The sequence below is a fragment of the Microcoleus sp. FACHB-68 genome (genome assembly GCF_014695715.1).
GTDB lineage: Bacteria > Cyanobacteriota > Cyanobacteriia > Cyanobacteriales > Oscillatoriaceae > FACHB-68.
On sequence record NZ_JACJOT010000013.1, the window covers coordinates 370,437 to 392,771 of the forward strand.

Annotated in this window: 12 protein-coding genes; 11 read left to right on the forward strand and 1 reads right to left on the reverse strand. The window is 48.3% G+C overall.

Annotated features, from left to right (window positions below; genetic code table 11):
* Positions 1 to 25: 25 nt before the first annotated feature.
* The 5 genes from H6F73_RS19330 (at position 26) to H6F73_RS19350 (ending at position 5,927) form a co-directional block, all read left to right on the forward strand.
* Positions 26 to 1,366: an oligosaccharide flippase family protein gene (locus H6F73_RS19330; RefSeq protein ID WP_190760392.1), complete on the forward strand. Its 1,341-nt coding sequence runs from the start codon at positions 26 to 28 to the stop codon at positions 1,364 to 1,366.
* Positions 1,367 to 1,458: 92 nt separating this feature from the next.
* Positions 1,459 to 2,307 (forward strand): glycosyltransferase family 2 protein, encoded by an 849-nt coding sequence (locus H6F73_RS19335; protein WP_190760393.1) that lies wholly within the window; start codon positions 1,459 to 1,461, stop codon positions 2,305 to 2,307.
* Between the two features lie 138 nt (positions 2,308 to 2,445).
* Entirely contained in the window at positions 2,446 to 3,294 is an 849-nt protein-coding gene (locus H6F73_RS19340) for a 2OG-Fe(II) oxygenase (protein ID WP_190760394.1), read from the forward strand.
* A gap of 34 nt (positions 3,295 to 3,328) precedes the next feature.
* Complete coding sequence (locus H6F73_RS19345; protein WP_190760395.1) at positions 3,329 to 4,702, forward strand: O-antigen ligase domain-containing protein; 1,374 nt, start codon at positions 3,329 to 3,331, stop codon at positions 4,700 to 4,702.
* A 169-nt stretch (positions 4,703 to 4,871) separates the two neighbouring features.
* Entirely contained in the window at positions 4,872 to 5,927 is a 1,056-nt protein-coding gene (locus tag H6F73_RS19350) for a glycosyltransferase family 2 protein (protein ID WP_347239574.1), read from the forward strand.
* Between the two features lie 197 nt (positions 5,928 to 6,124).
* On the opposite strand, the gene H6F73_RS19355 is transcribed toward H6F73_RS19350, so the two are convergent.
* A complete protein-coding gene (locus H6F73_RS19355; RefSeq protein ID WP_190760396.1) occupies positions 6,125 to 11,245 on the reverse strand; it encodes an SDR family NAD(P)-dependent oxidoreductase in 5,121 nt (1,706 codons plus the stop codon).
* A 1,061-nt stretch (positions 11,246 to 12,306) separates the two neighbouring features.
* Between H6F73_RS19355 and H6F73_RS19360 the strand changes: the two genes are divergently transcribed.
* The 6 genes from H6F73_RS19360 to H6F73_RS27315 all read left to right on the forward strand — a co-directional run bounded on the left by H6F73_RS19360 (position 12,307) and on the right by H6F73_RS27315 (position 22,231).
* Positions 12,307 to 13,470, forward strand: a complete 1,164-nt coding sequence (locus H6F73_RS19360) for a glycosyltransferase (protein ID WP_190760397.1) — start codon at positions 12,307 to 12,309, stop codon at positions 13,468 to 13,470.
* A gap of 114 nt (positions 13,471 to 13,584) precedes the next feature.
* Positions 13,585 to 15,717, forward strand: a complete 2,133-nt coding sequence (locus H6F73_RS19365) for a fibronectin type III domain-containing protein (RefSeq protein WP_190760398.1) — start codon at positions 13,585 to 13,587, stop codon at positions 15,715 to 15,717.
* 220 nt (positions 15,718 to 15,937) lie between these two features.
* Positions 15,938 to 16,978 (forward strand): glycosyltransferase family 2 protein, encoded by a 1,041-nt coding sequence (locus H6F73_RS19370; protein WP_190760399.1) that lies wholly within the window; start codon positions 15,938 to 15,940, stop codon positions 16,976 to 16,978.
* Positions 16,979 to 16,982: 4 nt separating this feature from the next.
* Positions 16,983 to 19,130 (forward strand): NAD-dependent epimerase/dehydratase family protein, encoded by a 2,148-nt coding sequence (locus tag H6F73_RS19375; protein WP_190760400.1) that lies wholly within the window; start codon positions 16,983 to 16,985, stop codon positions 19,128 to 19,130.
* A gap of 93 nt (positions 19,131 to 19,223) precedes the next feature.
* Positions 19,224 to 20,486, forward strand: a complete 1,263-nt coding sequence (locus tag H6F73_RS19380; RefSeq protein ID WP_242072547.1) for a glycosyltransferase family 4 protein — start codon at positions 19,224 to 19,226, stop codon at positions 20,484 to 20,486.
* A gap of 641 nt (positions 20,487 to 21,127) precedes the next feature.
* Complete coding sequence (locus H6F73_RS27315; RefSeq protein WP_190760401.1) at positions 21,128 to 22,231, forward strand: glycosyltransferase; 1,104 nt, start codon at positions 21,128 to 21,130, stop codon at positions 22,229 to 22,231.
* Positions 22,232 to 22,335 lie beyond the last annotated feature (104 nt).

Below are 22,335 nucleotides of genomic sequence, written 5' to 3' on the forward strand. Positions count from 1 at the left end.
CTTATGTCCACTCGCCAAAGTCATCATGTCATCACTTAAAAAGCTTGCTATCCGAGGCGCTGTCTGGACAATTGTTAGTTACGGCGCTAGTCAGGTTATGCGATTTGGCAGCAACCTGATTCTGACTCGTTTGCTTGTGCCAGAATTATTTGGTCTGATGGCTTTGGTCACGACCTTTATTGTTGGCCTAAACCTGTTTTCAGATATTGGTGCCGGTCCCAGCATCATCCAGAATAAACGCGGCGATGACCCAGATTTTCTCAATACTGCCTGGACTTTGCAAGTCATGCGCGGTTTTGTTTTGTGGGTGTGCTGTCTGATCATCGCTTGGCCGATTAGCCAGTTCTACAGAGACCCTCGGCTGCTTTGGTTGATTCCACTGGTGGGTGCGAGCACGATTATTTCTGGGTTTAGCTCCACTGCTGTGTTCTCGCTCAACCGGCACATGGACATTGGTAAGCTGACAATTTTTCAATTTACGACACAAGCGCTGTCCATTGTCGTAACCATTGTGTGGGCGTTCTTCAGTCCGACAATCTGGGCGCTCGTTGGCGGCCAGCTTTCTTCATCCTTAATTAGAATGGTGTGGAGCCATTTTTTAATTCCCGGAAAACGCAACCGTTTTGCCTGGGATAAAGATGCCCTCCAAGATTTATTTACCTTTGGCCGGTGGATATTTATTTCAACAGCAATGACATTTTTAGCCGGCCAAGCTGACCGGCTGATTTTAGGGAGATTGCTTTCATTCCAGATGTTGGGGGTTTATACCGTTGCCTTTACCCTCTCGGATATGCCGCGTCAGATTGTTGGGGCGATCAACAGTAAAGTGCTTTTCGCCGCAACTTCAAAGCTTGTTTCCCTACCTCGCGAAACTTTTCGGGCTAAAATCCTGGGAAAACGCAAGCTAATTATTGCGGCGTTAGCCTTAGCCTTGGCAGTGCTGATCACGGTTGGAGATTTGTTGATTCTGGCACTTTACGATGACAGATATTCTCAAGCCGGTTGGATGCTGCCGATTCTGGGCCTAGGTCTTTGGCCTCGCCTGCTATCTCAAACAATTGATCCGTCTCTTCTCGCCCTTGGTAAGCCTTTCTATGTAGCAACCGGCAACTTTCTCAAGTTTGTGTTCATGATCATCGGTTTACCCCTCGGATTCTATTTGGGCCAAGTTCAGGGGGCGATCATCGTGATTGCGCTGAATGATATTCCCTATTACGCCGCTGTAACTTACGGCTTGTGGCGTGAGGGAATGAGTTGTGTGTGGCAGGATCTGCAAGCGACCGGCCTGTTTCTCGCGGCACTCGCACTTCTGCTATTTGGCCGACATCTTTTGGGTTTTGGGTTGCCATTTCAAATCGCTCTTTAGGGGGTTGAATCAACACCTCTTAAACACTTACCCTATTCAAGAAATTGTTTTAAAAATTGATTCACTTGTAGGCATCACGAGGTTTCTGATAGATGGTTCAACCTGTAGACTTGCTGCTCATCACTTGGAACCGTCGGGAGTATGTTGAAAAGACGCTGCCGACGATCTTCAACGATCCTTCAGATTTTCGTCTGTACTGTTGGGATAATGGCTCTCAGGACGGAACCGCAGACTTAATCGCCTCGATCAACGATCCGCGTGTTGTCAAACGGCAATTTAACTCGGAAAACGTCGGGCAGTACAAGCCTTGTATGTGGTTTTTTGAAACGGCTGCCAGTGATGTGCTGGGTAAGGTCGATGATGATATTCTGCTGCCTGCCGGCTGGGTCGATCGCATCGCGCCGATGCTTCGCAAAGAACCCAAGTTTGGGATGCTGGGATGCTGGATTTTTATGCCTGAAGATTGGAACGAAAAACTTGCCCAGCATAATATTGTTGAGCTATCGGGCGAACGGGTATTTCGATGCACTACGGTGGCTGGGCAGTCGTTTCTAGCCCGAAAAGAACACTTGCTTCGCTATAGCATCGCAGACGAACAAAGCTACAGTCATGGCTTGCCGATTAATCGCGTCCAGATGACCCTCGATGGTTTAATCAGTGGGAACCCGTTGCCGATGCTGTACGCCCACAACATGGACGATCCCCGCTCTCCCATGAATGTCAAAACAAAGTCTGGCAATCTAGGCTCAGATGCGGCGCTAACTGCACGGAAGCTTAAGTTTGAGTCGGCGGAAGATTATGCTAAATGGATCGCTGCGGATGCCCGTCGCCGGCAGGAGTTGCCATTTAATACGCAAATTGAGTGGGAGTTGCTTCGCCGAGACAATTCTTTCATGGGAAAGATCAAACGAAAGCTGCTGAAGACGTTTGTGATCAAATAAAGTCGCCCGCTTGGCGACAACTAGAATACCAACTGTTATCACCTTTGGATGTTCCGCTTGCCGGCTGTTACGTGTGTTTAATTGCTTCTCAAGAAAAATGTTCGTTTCTTGATCAAATCAGCGTACTAGGAGGCTGTTATGAATTCAACAACATCTCTGTTTTGTCTTGATGAAAACCGCTTAAATAATCTAGCGAGTCAGTTCAGTCAAAGCTACGCTCAAGCAACACCGTTTCCACATATCATCATAGATGATTTTTTACCGGCTTCTTTATTAGATAGGATTTTAGAGGAGTTTCCCCAGCCCGGTACAATTGAGTGGCAAAAGTTTAATAATCCTGCGGAAAAGAAACTGGCTTCTAACTTGGAACTGCAAATGGGAGAGTGGACACGAGTTCTGCTCTATCAATTGAATTCTTCAACGTTTATCAAGTTTTTAGAAAGCCTCACGGGGATTGAAGGAATTATCCCTGATCCGCACTTTGCCGGCGGAGGTCTGCATCAGATCGAGAGAGGCGGATTTTTGAAAATGCACGTTGATTTTAACCGGCACAACAAACTGAAACTTGACCGCCGGTTAAACCTCTTAATCTATCTAAACAAAGATTGGGAAGAAGAATATGGCGGTCATCTAGAACTTTGGGACAAGGATATGACTCAATGCGAGAAAAAGATCCTGCCAATTTTTAATCGATGTGTCATCTTTAGCACTACAGACTTTTCCTATCACGGGCATCCCGAACCGCTGACCTGTCCCGAAGGGCAAACACGAAAATCTTTGGCGCTTTACTACTACAGTAACGGACGACCGGCTGAAGAAGTTTCTGGGACGCACACAACGGTATTTAAAGCCCGACCCGGCGACGAGCTGCAGGTAGAAAATCCTTCAGGGGGTGGCGTTAAAACTTTCTTGAAAAAGTTAGTGCCCCCAATTTTGATTGATGCCAAAAATTACCTGAAAGATAAACAGAAACCTGGCGATCACTAAACTCAACTGACCTTTAAAACAAGTGTAGTAAAGCATGAGTCCTACAGTAATGCTGGCTCTGTTCGGCCTGCTACCGTTTACCATTTATATGTTCATACGGTATCCTTCTCAACGGGCCGTTGTGATAGTTTTTATCACGGCGTTTATCTTCCTGCCGGTTGCGGCCTTTAAATTGCCGGGGATTCCAGAGTACAGCAAAACATCGGCACCTTGCTACTGCATTTTACTGGCAACATTTATTTACGACCCTCAACGCTTTAGTTCATTTAAATTTGGCTGGCTTGACGTGCCAATGGTTTGTTGGTGTCTTAGCCCGTTTGCTGCATCCATCACTAACGGCTTAGGGCCTTACGATGGGTTTTCAACAACACTCGCACAAACGATGGCGTGGGGAGCACCTTATTTTTTAGGCCGGATCTACCTCAATAACTTAGAAGGACTGCGCCAGTTGACATTGGGCATTTTCGCCGGCGGCCTGATCTACGTTCCTTTATGCCTGTTTGAAAGTCGCATGAGTCCGCAACTGCACCGGATGGTTTACGGTTTTGCCGCCCGTAAAGACTTTGCCCAAACAATCCGCTTGGGGGGATACAGACCAACCGTGTTTATGGTACACGGCCTTTGGGTCGGTGTGTGGATGATGTCAGCGGCGTTGATAGCAGTTTGGTTGTGGAAGACGGGAACCATCAAACGATTCTGGAATATGCCAATGGATTGGCTGGTGCTAACGTTGCTGGTCACATTTATTATGTGCCGATCTACGGGTGCCTATCTCTACTTTGTGATGGGGCTCTTTATCCTGTTTGTTGTGAAATACTGCCGCACGGCTTTGCCGATGTATCTCCTAATGTTTGGGTTATGTTTCTACTTATACCTGGGAGTAAGCGGCGGTTTTACAGGAGGTGAAGTTGTTTCATTCGTCGCGGATACTATTGGCCCAGACCGAGCGCAGTCTTTAGAGTTTAGATTTATCAATGAAGGGCCGCTTGCAGAAAAGGCGCGGGAGAGAATGTTGTTTGGCTGGGGAGGATGGGGCAGAGCGCGGATCTTTGACGAATGGGGTGAAGATATCTCCGTTACCGACAGCTTGTGGATTATTGCCTTTGGCAACCAAGGTTTATTTGGCCTAAGCACTTTTGTGACCTCTGTGCTACTTCCTAGTTTAAGTTTTTGCTGGTTAGGATATCCGCCCAGTACGTGGACTCATCCCAAAGTTGCGCCGGCAGCGGTGTTAGTGGTGCTACTACCTTTGTTCATGCTGGATTCGGTATTGAATGCAATGGTTAACCAGATATTTATGCTCGCTGCGGGAGGACTCACAGGACTGATGCTGAGCAAAACAGAACCCCAACAGGCAACAAGCGCTCGCTCATCGCCGGCGAGGCGTTCTACAGCCCGACAGAGGTGATATTAGAATACTGGAACTGCTCGTAACCAATTCTTCATTTTTTGCAACCAAACAATTCTGATAGGGCAGCAATTTTTACCCCTACAAATCAGAATTCCTTACCCAAAACATAGAGCGCATTGTTCGCACTTTTTCTACTACATCAATAACGAGATAGGGCATCTTAAGTATGGTCGATTCCATGCAAGCTAAACCAGAAACGACGAAAGAGGACACCACCGTTATGTCTGATGCCATTGCGTCAATCAACCCTCCTCTTTTACTGGTCGTGATTCTTAACTACCGCACGCCGGTTCTCACCATTGAATGCTTGCGTTCCTTGGTGGAGGAAGTGCAATCTTTACCAGGCACCCATGTGGTCGTTGTTGACGGCGCTTCTGGGGATGGTTCCGCTGAACAAATTGCTGCCGCGATTGAAAATGAAGGGTGGGGTGAGTGGGCCGAACTCATGGCTCTAGAACACAATGGCGGATACGCTTATGGCAACAACGCTGCCTTGCGCCCAGCCTTGGAGGCACCCAATCCACCTCCCTATTTTCTATTGCTCAACCCAGACACGGTGGTTCGCCCCAACGCCCTAAAAATCCTAGTGGATTTCATGGAAGAACATCCCGACGTGGGGCTTGCCGGCAGCGGTTTGGAAGACTTGGAGGGAAATCAACGGCGCAGAGCATTTCGCTTCCCGACAGTGCTGAGTGAGTTAGATTCTGGGCTGCGTCTGGGGGTAGTGTCGAAGTTATTGTCAAAGTGGGCGCTGATCACTCCTATGCCTGAAGAACCCGCTGAAGCCGAGTGGGTGCCTGGGGCGAGTCTGATCGTCCGCCGCGAAGTGTTTGAGTCTATCGGATTGATGGATGAAGAATATTTTCTCTATTACGAAGAAACAGACTTTTGCTTGCAGGCAAAGCGGGCCGGCTGGTCTTGTTGGTATGTGCCGCAAAGCCGAGTTGCCCATATTCCCGGACAAAGTACCGGGGTGACGGCTGTTGGTTCACGGAAGCGAATACCGAAGTATTGGTTTGATTCCCGGCAACGATATTTTCTCAAAAATCATGGCTGGGCGTATACTGCCCTTGCCGATCTCGCTTGGGCTTCAGGTTTTATCTTATGGAGAGGGCGACGGGTGATTCAACGCAAGCCTGACGAAGATCCGCCCTACCTCCTCAATGATTTTTTGCGGAATAGTGTGTTATTTAAAGGCTTTACCAAGCCAACAGAAGGCTGATCACACTTTCTTTTATGTCGGTTCTCAATCCCCCACGCCTTTCTTAATAAATTGGCTTGGGGGATTTCATATTATGTCGGTTTGCTGCAGAAGAAAAACGGTTTGACTTCTTCCCATCACACCGGCATTCAATCATAAAACAATAAGGGCGGTGCTTTACGCCCGCCCTCATACTAAGAAAATTTGCTTACACGCGCTTATTTAGAAGCAGATTCTTCAGCCAAAGCTGTATGAATGTAAGCATTCAATTTTTCTGCCATTACCTGCACATTCGGGTCTTGCAGCATACTCGAATGTCCGCCCGGAATATCGTAAACCACGACTCCTTTTGTTGCGCGTTTACCCCAACCAAATAAAGGATCATTGGTGAGGTTAATTGCCGGCTCCTCTATGCCTTCTCCTTCAGTTGCCCGGAACAGTGCTAACTGACCTTGATAACCTTGGGGCATATATTCTTTGGCAGCAATTCGGTAAATTGTTCGCACAGTAAGGTCTTGCAAAAATTGAGGTGCCGGCAGCCCTTTATCTAGGTAATACCTGTAAAGCATCACCTTAAATTTATTGCGGCTGCTCTCAACTCTTGAGCCGATTTCATAAGCCAGCCAATTGCGTGCTTTCTTAGAAGCTTTATTCACAATAGCGGCAAAACGTTCTAGCTTATTCATCTGCCGGTCTTGATTGAGAACTTGTGAAAAACTACTCAAACGTTGTTTGGCAACGCGAGCAATTTTCCTCGGTGCATGAACATCAAGTGAATCAATCAAGGCAACGAGGGCAACTTTTTCACCTTGCGTTTGAAGTTCCTCTGCGATCGCATAAGCAATCACGCCGCCGGCACACAAACCGCCTAACAAATATGGCCCTTCAGGTTGCACGCTACGGATCTTTTCGATGTAGTAATTCACCATCTCTGACAACCGGGTGTGCAAAATAGGGAATCCATTTTTGCTGTAAGGACGCAACCCGTAAACTGGGCGTTCTGGGTTCAGCAAGCGTGCCAAATTCAAGTAGAGCATGGTTTCGCCATCGGCATCATGCACTAAAAACAGCGGCGGATAAGCCTCCCCAGACTTGATCGCCACGAGGGAATCGAAGCTCACCGACACCTCAGAAGGGCGGAAAATATTCGCCAATTGCTCAACTGTTGGGGACTCAAACAGCGTCGCTAAGGGCAGCTTTTGGTTAAATTGCTCCTCAATTTTGGCAAATAGCTGAATCGCTAATAGGGAAGATCCGCCTAACTCAAAGAAGTTGTCATGAATTCCTAATTCTGAAACGCTTAACACTTCCTGCCAAATACCGGCAAGTTGGCGTTCTATTTCATCCCTCGGTGCAACCCGTTCAGCCGTCGCACCCCGATTGGTTGCACTGAGCTGCGCTTTGTCGATTTCACCCGATTCTGTCACCGGCATTTCTGCAAGTTGCCGGTATTTGCAATGGCTGGGTGTTCCGAATTGATCGCCCACTTCCTGCGCCGGCAACTGGGTGGCGGATAAATCCTTGACAGCAGCCGTAAAATATGCGTTTAACTTCTGCAAAGGATAGGCATCCGTCTCCATGTAGCGCAACATCTGCGGGTTGCTGCCATCCAAACCCACAATTGTGCCTGCTTGGTGATGTTGCAAAGCAATCGGAATTGAATGCAAACCTTGTTCGGCGGAAATTAAATAGTAACCGCGAGCACGGGTGAGTTCTTTCATTTCGTAGTTACGACTCATCCCCATTTCATCCCACATACTCCAGGCAAAGCAATAACTTTGCAAGGAAGTTTTATGGCGCTGGTAATGGCAGAAGTAATCTAAGAAATTGTTCGCTGCTGAGTAAGCGCCGGCACTAAATCCGCCAAAAAATCCGTTTACAGAAGAGAAGGTGATAAAAAGACCATTTGGCTGATTTTTGAGCAGTTGATGTAGCACCCATGTGCCGTGAACTTTGGGACGAAGCGTGCCGGCGACACTGTCTTCTGTCTCCTCACTGAGCAAGCGTCTGGATGTCACGCCGGCTAAATGAATCACCCCATCTAACTCACATTGCCAGCGAGATTTTACCCCTTCAACAACTTGTTGCATCCCAGCAAAATCGCTAATATCAACGGCTTCATAAGCGATTTCACCGCCTAGCTTTTCTAGCTCTAAGTAAGCTTTAATTCGCTCAGAACCGGCACTTGACTGCTCTAATTTAGACTCCCAAGTGCTTCTTTCTGGTAGGGGAGTTCTGCCGATTAACAGCAACCGCGCTTGATAATTTTTCAACAGATATTGGGCAATTTCTGTCCCTATGCCGCCTAAGCCGCCGGTGATCAGATACATTCCGCCGGCTTTAAAGGGAAGTGCTTGCTTTTCTTCTTGGGAAAAATCGCATTTCTCTAAGCGAGAAACCAAACGCTTGCCGCTGCGATAAGCGACTTCTGACTCCCGTTGAATTCCTTGGAGTTCTTGAAGAATGCAGCCGGCATTTTCTTCATTTTGCTCTGGGGATAAATCAAGATGCCGGCAGTCTATCCAGGGAAATTCTTGCGGGATGGTTTTAACGAAACCTAATATGGGGGAACGCTCACAAGCAATCTCATCATCAGGTTCCACCGGCTGCACATGGCTGGCAATCACATCTAAGCGCACAGGTGTTTTAGAACCCTGAACTTGAGAAAGTGCTTGAACCAAGAAAAGCAGGCTGTAGATTCCCTGATTTTGGGCGGTTTCTAGCGTTTCTAAACTCTCAATTTCTCCTTGATATTTGTCATAACTCCACAGGTGCAGAATTTGCTCTATTGGGGCGTTCTCTTTAACAACCTGCTCCAATAGTTGCTGATAGTGGTCGGAGTTTTTGGGGTCAATTCGATAGTGGTTATCTGCAAGTTTGGCAAAATCGGTGCCGGCTTCCACTGTTACAACTGATGCATTATTTTTGCTCAGTTCTTTTAGCAACAATTCCCCTAACCCCAGCGAGTCGAGAAACACTAAAGACTGACCGGCTTTGGGTTTAGTCTCGAAAGCGGTTATTTGCTTAGGACGCCAAACTTTGCGGTAAAACCAGTCTGGAAGCGTATTTTTATTGCCAAGCAGCACATCAATTCGCTTGATAATGGCATCAAATGTCCCAGATTCAAAGCCTTGTTTGAGTTGGGAACGCTGGATTTTACCAATCGAAGTTTTGGGAATAACTTCCTTCTCAACCGGGATCAGATAAGTCGGACTGATACCCAGCCGGCGCACCACAGTTTTCTGAATGTCTTTGAGCAGTTCTAATAAGCGCTCATCTTCAGAAATTTCCGTGTTGAAAAAGACAATTAATTCATCGGTATTGCTTCCCGGTTTTCGCGTTGCACAAGCCGCCGTATAAGAAACTTCAATTCCGGCAACTTCTTCAACGACGGCTTCAATTTCATGGGTGTAGTAGTTGCTGCCGTTGATGATGATAATATCTTTGGTGCGGCCTGTAATCGTCAGCCGGCCTTCATGCAGAAATGCCAGATCGCCGGTGTTAAACCAACCATCTTCCGTAAACATTTCTTTGTTCAGTTCCGGGTTGTTATAGTAGCCGGCAGTTACCGTAGAACCTTTGACTTGCAGATTGCCGATGGTTCCTTCTTCAACCACTTCATTTTGAGCGTTAATAATCCGCAAGGAAGTGCCAGGAATCGGACTGCCTAAATCGGCAAAAGAAGCGCTTTCTTGATTCGGTGTTGAATCGATTAAATATCGGTCATAAACTGTGACGCTGGAGGCGGTTTCTGCCATCCCCCAAGAAGATTGCATCGCCGTAGCTTCTAAACCATAAGGGGCCAGAAGTTCAAGAAACTTTTTCGCGGTCTGTACGGCAATCGGTTCGGCTGTATTTAAAATAGAGCGAACTGAGGATAAATCCCACTGCCGCTTTTTAATCGTTTCCGCGCGATCATTCACCAGCGCGTATGCAAAATTGGGTGCCCAAGTGGTTGTAACCCGATAGCGTTCGATCCAGTCGAACCATTTCAGCGGATCTGCCAAAACAACGCCGGTGGGGGCGTGAATTTGCTGACAGCCTAAAAAGGTGGTGCGGATGACACAGCGGACAATTGGGCCAGGATGGTCGAGGGGCAGCCAGTTCAACGAGACATCTTCTTGAGTAAAGTTACTCATCGCAGAGGTGGCGGTGACGCTGCTGATCAGGTTGCGATGTCTGAGGGTGACGCCTTTGGGAACGCCGGTACTGCCTGAGGTGAGAAGCAGCAAGGCGAGATCCTCTGGCTGGCTATTATGCCAATTCAGATCCGGATCGCAGTCTCGGAAATCATCGATTGCCGCAACTTGAAAGTTCTCAAGATTTAATTTATCAGAGAGGGAGCGGACTTGCGGGGCTAAACTGCTGTTGGTGAGTACGAGAGGCCGATCCAGCATTAGCCAAGCGTTTTGCAGCTTTTTAACGGTGCTGTTGGAGGCTTCGTAAGCCGGCGCGGCGGAAATGGGAACGGGAACGAAGCCGCCTAAGGTGCAACCCCAAAATGCTGGAAATAAATCTTGATTATTATCGAATTGAAACAGGACTTTGTCTTGCGGTTGCAGTCCAAGTTTTCTCAAGCCGGCTAAAATTCGCTGGGCTTTTTCTAATAATGCAGGATATAGCTGAACGGTTTCAGATCCGTCACTGTCTAGGTAAATAATGCCTTTATTCGGCGATTTTTGGGCGGTTCTGGCGAGGGCTTCTGCCAGGTTTTGCGGGGCATCGGCTTCTTCAGTGAGGGGTGCGCCGGTGCTAATGGCGAGGGGTTTGGGGGCTGAATCTTCTGCTTTGCCGGTTGAGGCTGCCGGTGTATCCACCGCCGTTGAAACTGCCGCACTTTCTGAGGCGGTTTTCCAGTTGGGCAGCAGATCCGACAGATGGAGCGGAGAAATTTTTTCCGTGTGATCTTCTAACACCACGGCTGCTTGTTCAATTTCTGGCAGTGATCGCAGCCGGTTTTCCCATTCCTGCACTAAGTTATCGTCAATAACCGGCATCTGGGATAAGGCTTGCCGATCAACTTCACCTTCAGCAGTCAGAGGCAGTGTCGAAACCGGCACAAAGTAAATTTTTGGCAAGGCAGTGCCGGCAAACACACTTTCTAAGTGGCTTTGCAGCCGATCAGGTGAGAACTGTCCCGTGAGGACTGTGTAAGCAACGAGGGCTTCCTCGCCGGTTTGAGATTGGCGAAGCATTACTACACAGTCATCTACTGACAGATGAGTCAGCAGTGCTGCTGCTACGCTTTGCTCATCAATCTTTTCGATGGCTATTTTCGTCTGTAATTCCATGAGTGACGAACTATCTACAACTTCTGTAGCGAGAACTTGTGTAGCCATTGAAGATTTTGCTGGCTTAACGCTCATCTTTTTTCTAGTATCCTTATGTTTTGAACTTAGCCTTCAACTACTGAATGTTTACTGCCATACATCCCCTAGCAATTATAGCAGTCCTCAGCACGGGGGAGTCTGCCAAAATGGCAGGAATCTTATCAGGGCAGGAGTGGTTGTAAAGGCGAGAAGATTGCTGCTGCGCTCCTGTACATTCTTCATTTTGCTAAACCAATGCAATGACAATGCACCTTAATTGCCTTACGCATCCTTTCTGCCTTTGTGTAATTGTCATCAATTATTCTTGAATGCCTGAAATCTAGTCAAGGTCAGGATTTGCTGCAAGCGCCGGCTGCCGCAGTTTCATCAATTGCTGCCGGCCAATACTGATTCCTAAAGTTTGAGCATTTTTTTAAATATATACCCTAAGATTGATGCCAATACTCCTCAATGGTTACTATACCTGCTAAAACGCTTGGGATATTTAGTTAGTAAAAACTTTGCAGATTAAACTGAATCAGTTATCTTAAAAGGCGAGTCCACTGAGAAATCAGAGATAATCTCAATCCTGGAAATTTTAGGCAAGCCGATGAAAAATTATCCAACGGTCACTCATGAAATTCCTCCTTGATTCAGTTCTCAGCCGACAATTTTCTGTCAGATAAGTAGATTAAAGTGATCAGGGACGGCTTAATCAGGGAAAGCTCAGCAGTTTACAGACAAACATTTTTTTATGCCAATATGGCAACATTTTTACCTAAGTTTGGGCGATAATTTGAATTGAGTCCTTGCCATTAATCCCTTAAAGAGTCGCGGATAGTAAGATCTGGCTTAAGGATATCTGTCAGAAGCCAACAGGGTAAGCACGCAGAAGTATCGTAAAATACCGAAAATAAAACAAAGTATAAGTTTGTGAAGTGCTGAAAAAATTAGGTGCTGTTGAAATGCCGGTTTATATTTTTTAAATCTCCAACTTCCAGGGCAATGCTAGTTAGAAAACGCACATTAAAGGTGCGTATCCCTTTTGGGATTGTAAACACTGCTCAAGATTAAAGTGGGACTGGCTAATCATGCATGAAAAATCCTCGCACATTGCCATTTATCTCCATTGCCTCTTCAATGGTGGAATTGAGCAAATGATGCAGAACTTAACGCGCAAGTTTATTGAGCGTGGATTGAAGGTGGACTTAGTCCTCAACTTTCCAGGAGCCGTCGAGCTGTGGGATTTTCCACCAGAAGTCCGAATTGTAGATTTAGATGCGCGACGGGTAGCAGCAAGACTTCCAAACTTAATCCGTTACCTACGCCAAGAGCAACCTGTGGCGCTACTCTCAGCGAATCACTACGCCAACGAAGTTGCATTGTGCGCCAAGCGCCTTTCTGGAGTTTCCACACGGGTTGTGGTGTCTGAACGGACGATGATTTCCGTTGAAGCAAAACACGCACCGCCTTACAAGATGAGGTACTGGGCACCGCTTGCGGCAAAGTTGTTTTATCCGATGGCGGATGGCATCGTCGCAGTTTCTAAGGGAGTGGCTGAAGACCTCACCACGATCACCGGCTTGCCGGCAGAGCGAATTCAAACGATTTATAATCCAGTCATCACGCCGGCACTTTTGACAAGAGCCAAAGAACCCGTCGATCATCCCTGGTTTGCTCCTGGAGAGTTGCCGGTAATTTTGGGCGTGGGAAGATTGGAAGAACAAAAAGACTTTTTCACTTTAATTCGCGCTTTTGCAAAAGTGCGACAGGTAAAACCGGCTCGACTGATGATTTTAGGGCAAGGTTCGCAGCGCTCTCGACTGCAAGAACTTGTGCGTGAATTAAACTTAGAAAATGATGTTGCTATGCCCGGTTTTGTTAAAAATCCCTATGCTTATATGGCAAAAGCAAGCGTTTTTGCTTTGTCTTCAGCTTGGGAGGGTTTTGGCAATGTCGTGGTCGAAGCTTTAGCGGTGAACACTCCGGTGGTTTCTACAAATTGTCAGAGTGGGCCGGCTGAAATTTTAGATCATGGAAAGTACGGCGAACTCGTGCCGGTGGGAGACAGCGAGGCGATGGCAGCCGCAATTGTAAAGGTTCTCTCTGGTCAATCTAAATCAGCCGGTTCAGATTGGCTGAATCAATTCACGTTTGAAAATGCCGCTCGAAAATATCTCGATCTGATGGGAGTTACCGCTAACCCAGAGGGCGTAACTTTGGAGGAGAAAAAAAGTGAGACGGTGACAGGATAAACCCCCTGATGCCAGCCAATTTTTACCCGACAAGTTAAAATCAGAGTTGGGAAAAATGTAGCCGGCAGGGGGCTTCCCTCCATTATCAACCCCCAAGTTTTCCAAGGATTTGAGATGAAAAACAACCAACAGCAGCACAAATTTAGTAACTTGTGGGAACAATTGAGTATAGGGAATGCCGGCAGCAAAAAGCGCTTTCATTTCAATAGATTAAGAGTTCTGAGAAAGAACCCGGTTGTCACGGCTATCACGGGCTTTATTTTGGCCTTCATCGCTGCACTCGTCCTCAACATGAATGGCATTCACGGACTTAACCCGCTAGCTTTGTCTGTTGTGAGTTCTACACCCGCAGCAGAAACGAATATGTCGGTGGGGATACAGGTTTCTTCCCTAAGCGACTGGACGCCGGCGATTCCGTTTAAGAATCTATTCAAACAATCTCGGCCTTGGTATGTGGTCGATGCTAATCTCAAAGCTGGAGATTGGGGACGCGGCGGGATTCAGCGAAATAAGGAAAATGACGCCTATTTTGAAAAGCTTAAAAACAATTGGTTAGATGAGGACGGCTATCCCAAAGAAGTTCCCTACACTCTTGAGGGATATAACGATCCAGAAACCGGCAAGCCAATGCCGTTAAGAGTGAGAACAGTGATGCAAGCCGATAACAGCAATTATCCGGCTGGAATCTACACCCTCAAGTTTGAGGGAACTGGAAAAATTGTGATCAGTCAGGATGGAGAATTAGAAGTCGAAGGGAGAGGGGGAACAACAACCGCTGAGTTTAATGTCACGCCTAAAAGGGGAATTGCGCTGGATCTGATGGAGTCAAACGCTTCCGATCCGGTGAGAAATATTCAAGTGATTTTGCCGGGATATGAAAATGACGATTTAACCCAAGCACCGTTTAATCCCCTCTATGTTGAAAGGTTAAAAGAATTTTCGCCTTTAAGATTTTTTGGCAACGCAACTAAACCTGTTTTTGCCAATGCCCTACCTCAAAAAATCGTTGCTTGGGCGGATAGAATTCAACCCAATGAAGTTCGCTACCCCGATGGCGGAAAAGGCGGATGGGGCGAGGGATGGCCTTTAGAATATATGGCTGAGTTATGCAATGAAGTCGGCGCGGATTTGTGGTGGAGCACCGGCTATGCAATTAGTGATGAATATATTAGAAATGCTGCCGAATTACTAAAAGAACGTCTCGCTCCCAACCGGAAGATATATTTAGAATATTCAAATGAAATTTGGAATGGCCGGTTTCCGCAATTTCGCTATGTTACCGAAGCAGGCGTCGCTCAAGGATTGGGAGAAACGCTCAATAAGCAAGGAAATAAAGAAATTAGTGAAAAGCTAGCAAGAATTGATTTAACGGTTAAAAGATCCCTAGAAATTTTCCAAATATTTCGGGAAGTTTTCGGATCGGATGAAAGATTAGTGGAAGTGATTCCCGGTTGGAATGGGGCCCCAGATTATAATGAAAAACTTTTAGCGGCGCTTGATAATCCGAAGGTTAATGCCGGCAAACTACAGCCGGATGCTTTAGCAATCGCCCCTTACTGGGGAATTCCCAAGGAAGATTTAGAAAAATTGTCAAGTTTGACCGTTGATAGCGTCATTGAGATTGCAGAAAATTACTTCAAAAAAGACGACAACGAAAGATATAACCGAGTGCTAGAAAATGTATCGATAGCCAAGTCTCGCGGTTTAGATATTCTCGCCTACGAATCCGGACAACATTTTGCGGCTCCTCAAGATTCTAAACGGGCAGATGTGTTTGTTAAAGTGAACCGAGATCCTCGGATATACGAACTGTATCTTTTATATTTCGGTCGGATGAACGCTTGGGGATTTAAAACGGTTAGTCAATTTAATTATGTGGGTGGCTTTGGCAAGTATGGTTCTTGGGGGGCGTTGGAATATTTGAACCAACCCCTTGAGGAAGCTCACAAATATCGGGCGCTTTTGAAACTGAACGAGCAGTTAGAGCTGACTCCAACAGGTGTAACGGTGACGCGTTCAGATAATTCAGTGGAGATCAATTGGCAGGGCGTAGAAGCGGCAACGTCTTATCAAGTTTATCGCCATACTGTTAACAATCCAAGTAATGCCACCAGCATTGCAACCGTGCCGGCGCAGACGACTACTTTTACCGATAAGGCAGCCAAGCCGGCAACCAATTATTATTATTGGGTGAAAGCTTATAAAGGATCTGATGAGTCAACTTATTCAGTGGGTCAACAAGTTTAAACTTGAAACCTGCTCGTATCCATTGGAGAGCAAAAAATAGAAATAGATTCCCAATATCAACTTTAGATAAAAGCTTTTTAAATAAAGCTTGCGAACTTCTCCATGATCTCGTGACAGACGGCATTTTTTATTTGGAGAAATCATTATTTTACTTGCTATTTAAAAAGAAATATCGTAAAATCTTGACATCTAGACTAATAAAAATACTTGATTAAAAGACATGAGCCGCATCGGTGTAGTCACCATTGGAAGAAATGAAGGAGAACGACTGGTTCGTTGCCTTAATTCACTGAAAGGGCAACTTCCCGAAGGCGTAGCGATCGTTTACGTTGACTCCGGCTCCACCGATGGAAGTTGTGAAGCCGCTCGCAATCGCGGGGTGGATGTTGTCGATTTAGATATGTCGCTGCCATTCACCGCTGCCCGCGCTCGAAACGCCGGCTTTGAGCGGCTGCAAGCCTTGCATCCTGAAGTAGAATATGTCCACTTCTTCGACGGAGATTGCGAAGTGGTGGCCGGCTGGATCGAAGCAGCGACCGAAGCGCTAGACGCCAACCCGGAGGCCGTGGCTATCTGTGGCTGGCGGCGCGAACGCTACCCAGAGCGCAGTCTCTATAACCAAATCTGTGACGTAGAGTGGCGCATGGGCGGGGTCGGTGAAACCGGCAGCTTTGGGGGAGATGTCGCGATCCGCGCAGCCGCACTCGCAGCAGTCGGAGGCTACGATAACAATGTGATCGCCGCTGAAGATGATGAACTCAGCGTACGCCTGCGCGAGGCGGGCGGCAAGATTCTGCGCCTTGACCGGGATAGCACGGTGCACGACGCAGATATGCACCGTCTGTCCCAGTGGTGGCAACGGGCGAAGCGCTGTGGGTACGCCTACGCCCAGGTTTCCCAGATGCATGGAGCCGGCCCAGAGCGCAAATTTGTCAAAGAAATTCGGCGCACCTGGCTTTGGGGAGCGATCATACCCTTTGCCGCACTGGCTTTCGCACTTCCCACCCACGCACTTTCCCTGATTCTCTTGGCACGTTACCCACTGTCAGCATTGCAAGTGATCAAAAAGACGCGGCAGCAGGGATATTCTTGGTCTGAGAGTGTGGCGTGGGGTTTATCCTGCGGATTCTCAGCAATTCCCGGCGCGTTCGGAGTCGCTAAATACTTCCTAGATCGCTGGGGCAACAAACAACATGAAATTATTGAATATAAGGGGCCTCGAACACCTGTGACAAATACGATCCAACCAAGCGGGAGATAAGCCAATGGCGACTAGCAACGGAAATAACAATCCCGTAGCCGTGGCCCTCCTCGGTGCCGGCTACATTTCTGACTACCACCTCAACGCACTGCGCCAACTGCCCAACGTAGATGTGCGGGCAATTTGCGACTTAAACCGGGGACTGGCAGAGCGCTTCGCGGCAGCTAAAGGCGTGCCAAACGTCTACTCAGACTTGGGTGAAATGCTCTCAACCGAGAAGTTGGATGTGGTTCACGTCCTGACACCGCCCCATGTCCATTTTGTCACCGGCTCTCAGATTCTAGAAGCCGGCGTTGACGCCTTTATTGAAAAGCCCCTGTGCCATACCGTTGACTACTGCCAAAAGCTGCGTCAGCTGGCAAGCGATCAAGGTCGCTCACTCGGCGTCAGCCACAACTTTCTCTATTTCCCCGCCTATGAAAAACTGCTAACCGACTTGCGGAGTGGTCGTTTAGGCCGGCTCGATCAAATTGATATCGTCTGGAACAAAGAACTTGGACAGCTCAAAGGCGGGCCGTTCGGGGCATGGATGCTAGCCTCACCAAAAAATATCTTATTCGAGGTCGCCCCCCACTCCTTCGTTCACCTCGTCCACCTGATCGGTTCCCCCGACTCGCTTTCCGTTGATGTCCACGACAAAGTAGAACTGCCGCGCGGACTAGAATTTTACCGGCGCTGGGAGATCCGAGGGTGGAAAGACAACACCAGCATTCGCATCCGGTTTTCTTTTATTGATGGATATCCCGAACACTATATCCACATTCGCGGGACAAATGGCGTCGCAAGGGTAGACTTCGAGAACAACACCTACGTCTGCAACGAACACACCCCCTACCTACTAGATGTGGATCGCTACGCCAATGTCGTTGGCAGCGCCCGCGACTCGGTATTGCAGGCAAGCGGCACCCTCTCTAACTTCGTGCTCTCGAAGATGCGCCTATCTAAGGCGGAAGGGCCATTTCCTTACAGCATTGCCCGGACAGTGGAAAGCTTCTACAACGGACGCGGTTCCGTCCTCGACGAACGCGTTGAAGCATCAATAGGCGAGGCAGCAGTGGCAGTGGCCGAGTGGGTAGCACGGGAAGCCAATCTCCCAGAACCTCAAAAAACAGCGTCCGCGCCGGTTGAAGCAGTGGAACCGCCGGTTCAGAAACCCACAGTCCTGGTGATTGGCGGCACCGGCTTCATCGGCAGGGCGCTGGTGCGGCGGCTACGGGCGGACGGGCGCGGGGTTCGCGTCCTCAGCCGCAACCCTAGGGACTGCCCGCCGGAATTACTTAAACTTCAAGTCGATATCGCAAAGGGTGATTTCACCGACCCTGAAGCGCTGGAAGCCGCCCTGGAAGGCATCCGGTATGTTTACCACTTGGGGCGCGGCTACGGGAAAACCTGGGAAGAATACCTGAAATATGATGTAGAACCGACGCGCAAGCTAGGAGAACTCTGCATCAAACACGGGGTTGAGCGCTTGTTCTACGCCTCGTCAATTGCGATCTACTATGCCGGCGAGAACGCCTCGACGATTACTGAGGAAACCAAACCCCATGAGGGCGTGATGCGTTCCTCCCCATACCCGCGCTCAAAGGTAGAAAATGAGCGCGTGCTACTGGAACTTCACCGGGAACAGCGACTGCCGGTGGTGATCTTCCGTCCTGGTATTGTCCTCGGTGCCGGTGGTAGTCCTTACCATTGGGGCGTTGCGGCTTGGCCTTACAACTCGGTGGCCGCCCTCTATGGTAGTGGCAACAACCGGCTGCCGATCGTCCTCGTTGACGATGTTGCCGATGCAATGGCGCGGGCGATTGATTTGCCCAATATTGACGGAGAGTCGTTTAACCTCTGTAGCGCCCCTTGTATCACGGCGAACGAGTATCTCGACGAGTTGGAAAATCGCGCCGGCATTAAGTTGCGCCGCGTACCAACCCCAGGTTGGCGTGCTTACACGGAAGCAGTTGCGAAGTGGGCGATCAAGAGCGTTGGACGCGATCCGAACGTCGCACTTCCTAGCTACGCCGAATGTGAAGGTCGCAGTTGTGCTGCCCGGTTCGACGCTTCTAAGGCTGAGCGCCGCCTTGGTTGGTCGCCGGTTAAAGACCGGGAAACCATCATCTACAAAGGCATATACCTGCCTGTGGATGAGTTCTTTGCCTAGGGTGGGTTAAGCCGGTGGGAACGAGGGTGAAAATGTCCGCTCTCGTTCCCTCACCAAGGCGCGGTAATTGCAGACGCTTGATAAGGAAAAACAATGGAAATCTCAGATATGCGAGTTTTAATTGTTGCTGAACACGCCTCTGCTAAATTCGGTGGGGAGGCGTTTCTGCCCCTGCACTATTTCCGGTTATTTCGTTCGCGAAATATTGAGACATGGCTGGTAGTTCATGCCCGTACTCAGGCAGAACTTGGTAAGCTTTTCCCGCATGAGGGTGACCGGCTACACTTTATCCCGGATACTTGGCTACACCAGCTGCTGTGGCAGTGGGGCCGGCGTTTACCGCAACGGGTGGCGGAATTAAGCACCGGCGCGCTCATGCACCTCCTGACTCAGGTGATGCAGCGCCGCATGGTGTGCCGGCTGGTGCGTGAACACAATATCGATATTGTTCATGAACCGATCCCTGTCTCACCGAAAGTGCCTTCTCTCATGTTTTCTGTCGGTGCGCCAGTTGTGATTGGCCCGATGAATGGGGGAATGGAATATCCGCCGGCTTTCCCCGATTATCAAGGCCGATTGGCAACCGTGATGGTGAACCAAGGACGCCGGTTTTCCAATTTGTTTAATCGTCTGCTGCCTGGGAAACTCAAAGCAGAGACGCTGTTGGTTGCTAATGAGCGGACAAGACAAGCGCTGCCGGCTGGGGTAGGCGGTAAAGTCATTGAATTGGTAGAAAACGGCGTTGATTTGTCGGTGTGGAATTCGACAGATTTAGCGGCGAAGCAGCCGAAACCAACCGTTCGTTTTGTGTTTGTAGGCCGGCTGGTGGACTGGAAAGCGGTAGATTTGCTGCTGGAGGCGTTCAAGCCGGTTGCCGATGAAACAGGTGCCGTTTTAGAAATTATCGGCAATGGGGCAGAACGTGCCGCACTAGAAGCTCAAGCCGCTCGGTTAGAACTACAGGGTAATGTTATATTCGTCGGCTGGCTTTCTCAAGATAAGTGTGCGGTTAAATTGCAGCAAGCTGACGCACTGGTTCTTCCCAGTTTGTATGAGTCTGGGGGGGCAGTTGTTCTCGAAGCAATGGCAATGGGGTTGCCGGCAATTGCCACGAAATGGGGTGGACCGACTGATTATTTGGATGCTACTTGCGGAATTTTAGTTGAGCCGGCTTCGCGGGAAGTGTTGATCCAGGGACTCACTGAGGCGATGCTGAAATTAGCCCGCTCTCCTGAATTACGGCAACAAATGGGTTTGGCTGGGCAAGAACGCATCCGGCAGCATTTTGACTGGGAACGCAAAGCGGATCAAATGCTGGAAATTTACCGACAAACGCTTGCCACAGCGCCTAAATAACTTATTGATTTTCGGCAGGTTTCTGTAAATCTTCGCAAGTGCGGGATGCTTGCTGCGCTTTTTCAGATCCAGAAGCCTGCCGGAATTACCAGCTGCACGATCAACGGTAGGGAAATTCTTTGAAACAGGGTTTATTTTTTTTGCGCCGCCGTTGTTAAAGGGAAAAATTTGTTTGGGTCTGTCAGGAATTCCTAACTTTAAACCTAATCTTGACTGCACAAGCTACGCTTTCTGTAAATTCTAACGACTTAAGTGTTAATGAATACTTCTTTAAGTGAAAAAAAGGTTTAGTATGGGCGCACATTCCACATAATTTTCCTTATAAAAATAGGTGGGGTAGTTTCAAAGGTTTGTGATTTAAGTATCCGTAACGCTTTGATGTTGGGGAAATTTTAGCATCTGCAGCTACCCAACTTGAAAGCGTAAAAGTTCCAGGCGAAGAGTTAACCAAAAGCATTTTGTAAAAGATTTCGCTGGCTATTTTCAGTTGAAGCGGAAAAAACCTTTGCGACTAAAACTTGAGAATTTTTAGTTTAGTAAATTGACTGAAACCCTGTGGTTATTTGTTTTCGCTTCGATTGAAAAATAGCCTCCAGAATTGCTTTATATCCAAATACAGGTGAAACGGCAAGGAGAATGCAGTGAAATACCATATCGCATTAGGACGTCCGCTCAACCTAGAGGAAATTAGCAGGGATGCTGCAGAGAGAAAACGCCCCAGACACGTAATGTGGGCCTTAAGCCAGCGATTGGGGGCAACGGTGCATGAACCGGGGTCAGAGCCGGTGTTGCCTTTAGACAAGCTGCGGGCTAAAATAGCAGGCCAGCCTGAACACTGGGCGATGGCGCGGGCGTTGTCTTCGCAGCTAGGCAGTGAGGATGTGGTGTTCTGCACCGGCGAAGATATTGGGGTGCCGATAGCTACACTTTGCGGCGCAAAAGCAAGCCGGCCAAAAATTGTTATGTTTGCCCACAATTTAGACCGGCCAAGAGGTCGCGCTTCATTGAAGTTATTTGGCGTGGCGGATCGAGTTGATTTGTTTGTAACCAACGCCGGCCTTCAATCCGATTTTCTGCGCCGCTTCCTGAAACTGCCGCAAGACCGGCTGTGTATGCTGGGCGACCAAACAGATATGCAGTTTTTCACGCCCGGTTCTGCCTCACCAGACAAGCAGAAACCAACGGTTGTGGGGGTCGGTTTAGAAAAGCGAGACTACCGGACTGTTGCCGCTGCTACTTGTGATTTGGATGTTGATGTAAAGATTGCCGGTTTTTCTCAAGATGTGCAGTCGTTGGCACAGGCGTTCCCGGAAACGATGCCGATTAATATGTCGAATTGCTTCTACGAATGGCCTGATTTATTGCAACTTTACCGCAATGCAGATGTGGTTGTGGTTAGCGTGATTGATAACAAGTTTTGTGCTGGAGTGACTTCGATGATGGAGGCAATGGCTTGCCGCCGCCCAGTGGTGGTCACTCGCACTCAAGGATTGAGTGATTATGTCGCGTCTCCAGGAATTGCCAGTGTTGTGAATCCAGGGGATGCTGGGGCAATGCGCCAAGCGATTGTGAATTTGTTGCAAAATCCTCAAGAAGCTAAAGCACAAGCCAAGCGCGGCTATGAATATGCTTTGAAGCACTACAACAGCGATGACTATGTTGAGGTGCTTGCGTCGCAGTTGATGCGAGTGGGTGGCGAGTTGGGTGTGACTTTGAGGAGGCAAGCTCAAGCGCTTCCAGTTTGAAAGCCGGTTTGAAACTTGTATTTTGAGTGCCGGTGGTGTTGTGGCTGCCGGCATTATTTTTAAACGGATTGCTGTTAGAAACAATTGCCTCGATTCTCGTTTCA

Coding starts and splice junctions, on each gene's coding strand:
- H6F73_RS19330 (WP_190760392.1), top strand. CDS start 26: ATGTCATCACTTAAAAAGCTTGCTATCCGAGGCGCTGTCTGGACAATT.
- H6F73_RS19335 (WP_190760393.1), top strand. CDS start 1,459: ATGGTTCAACCTGTAGACTTGCTGCTCATCACTTGGAACCGTCGGGAG.
- H6F73_RS19340 (WP_190760394.1), top strand. CDS start 2,446: ATGAATTCAACAACATCTCTGTTTTGTCTTGATGAAAACCGCTTAAAT.
- H6F73_RS19345 (WP_190760395.1), top strand. CDS start 3,329: ATGAGTCCTACAGTAATGCTGGCTCTGTTCGGCCTGCTACCGTTTACC.
- H6F73_RS19350 (WP_347239574.1), top strand. CDS start 4,872: ATGGTCGATTCCATGCAAGCTAAACCAGAAACGACGAAAGAGGACACC.
- H6F73_RS19355 (WP_190760396.1), bottom strand. CDS start 11,245: ATGGCTACACAAGTTCTCGCTACAGAAGTTGTAGATAGTTCGTCACTC.
- H6F73_RS19360 (WP_190760397.1), top strand. CDS start 12,307: ATGCATGAAAAATCCTCGCACATTGCCATTTATCTCCATTGCCTCTTC.
- H6F73_RS19365 (WP_190760398.1), top strand. CDS start 13,585: ATGAAAAACAACCAACAGCAGCACAAATTTAGTAACTTGTGGGAACAA.
- H6F73_RS19370 (WP_190760399.1), top strand. CDS start 15,938: ATGAGCCGCATCGGTGTAGTCACCATTGGAAGAAATGAAGGAGAACGA.
- H6F73_RS19375 (WP_190760400.1), top strand. CDS start 16,983: ATGGCGACTAGCAACGGAAATAACAATCCCGTAGCCGTGGCCCTCCTC.
- H6F73_RS19380 (WP_242072547.1), top strand. CDS start 19,224: ATGGAAATCTCAGATATGCGAGTTTTAATTGTTGCTGAACACGCCTCT.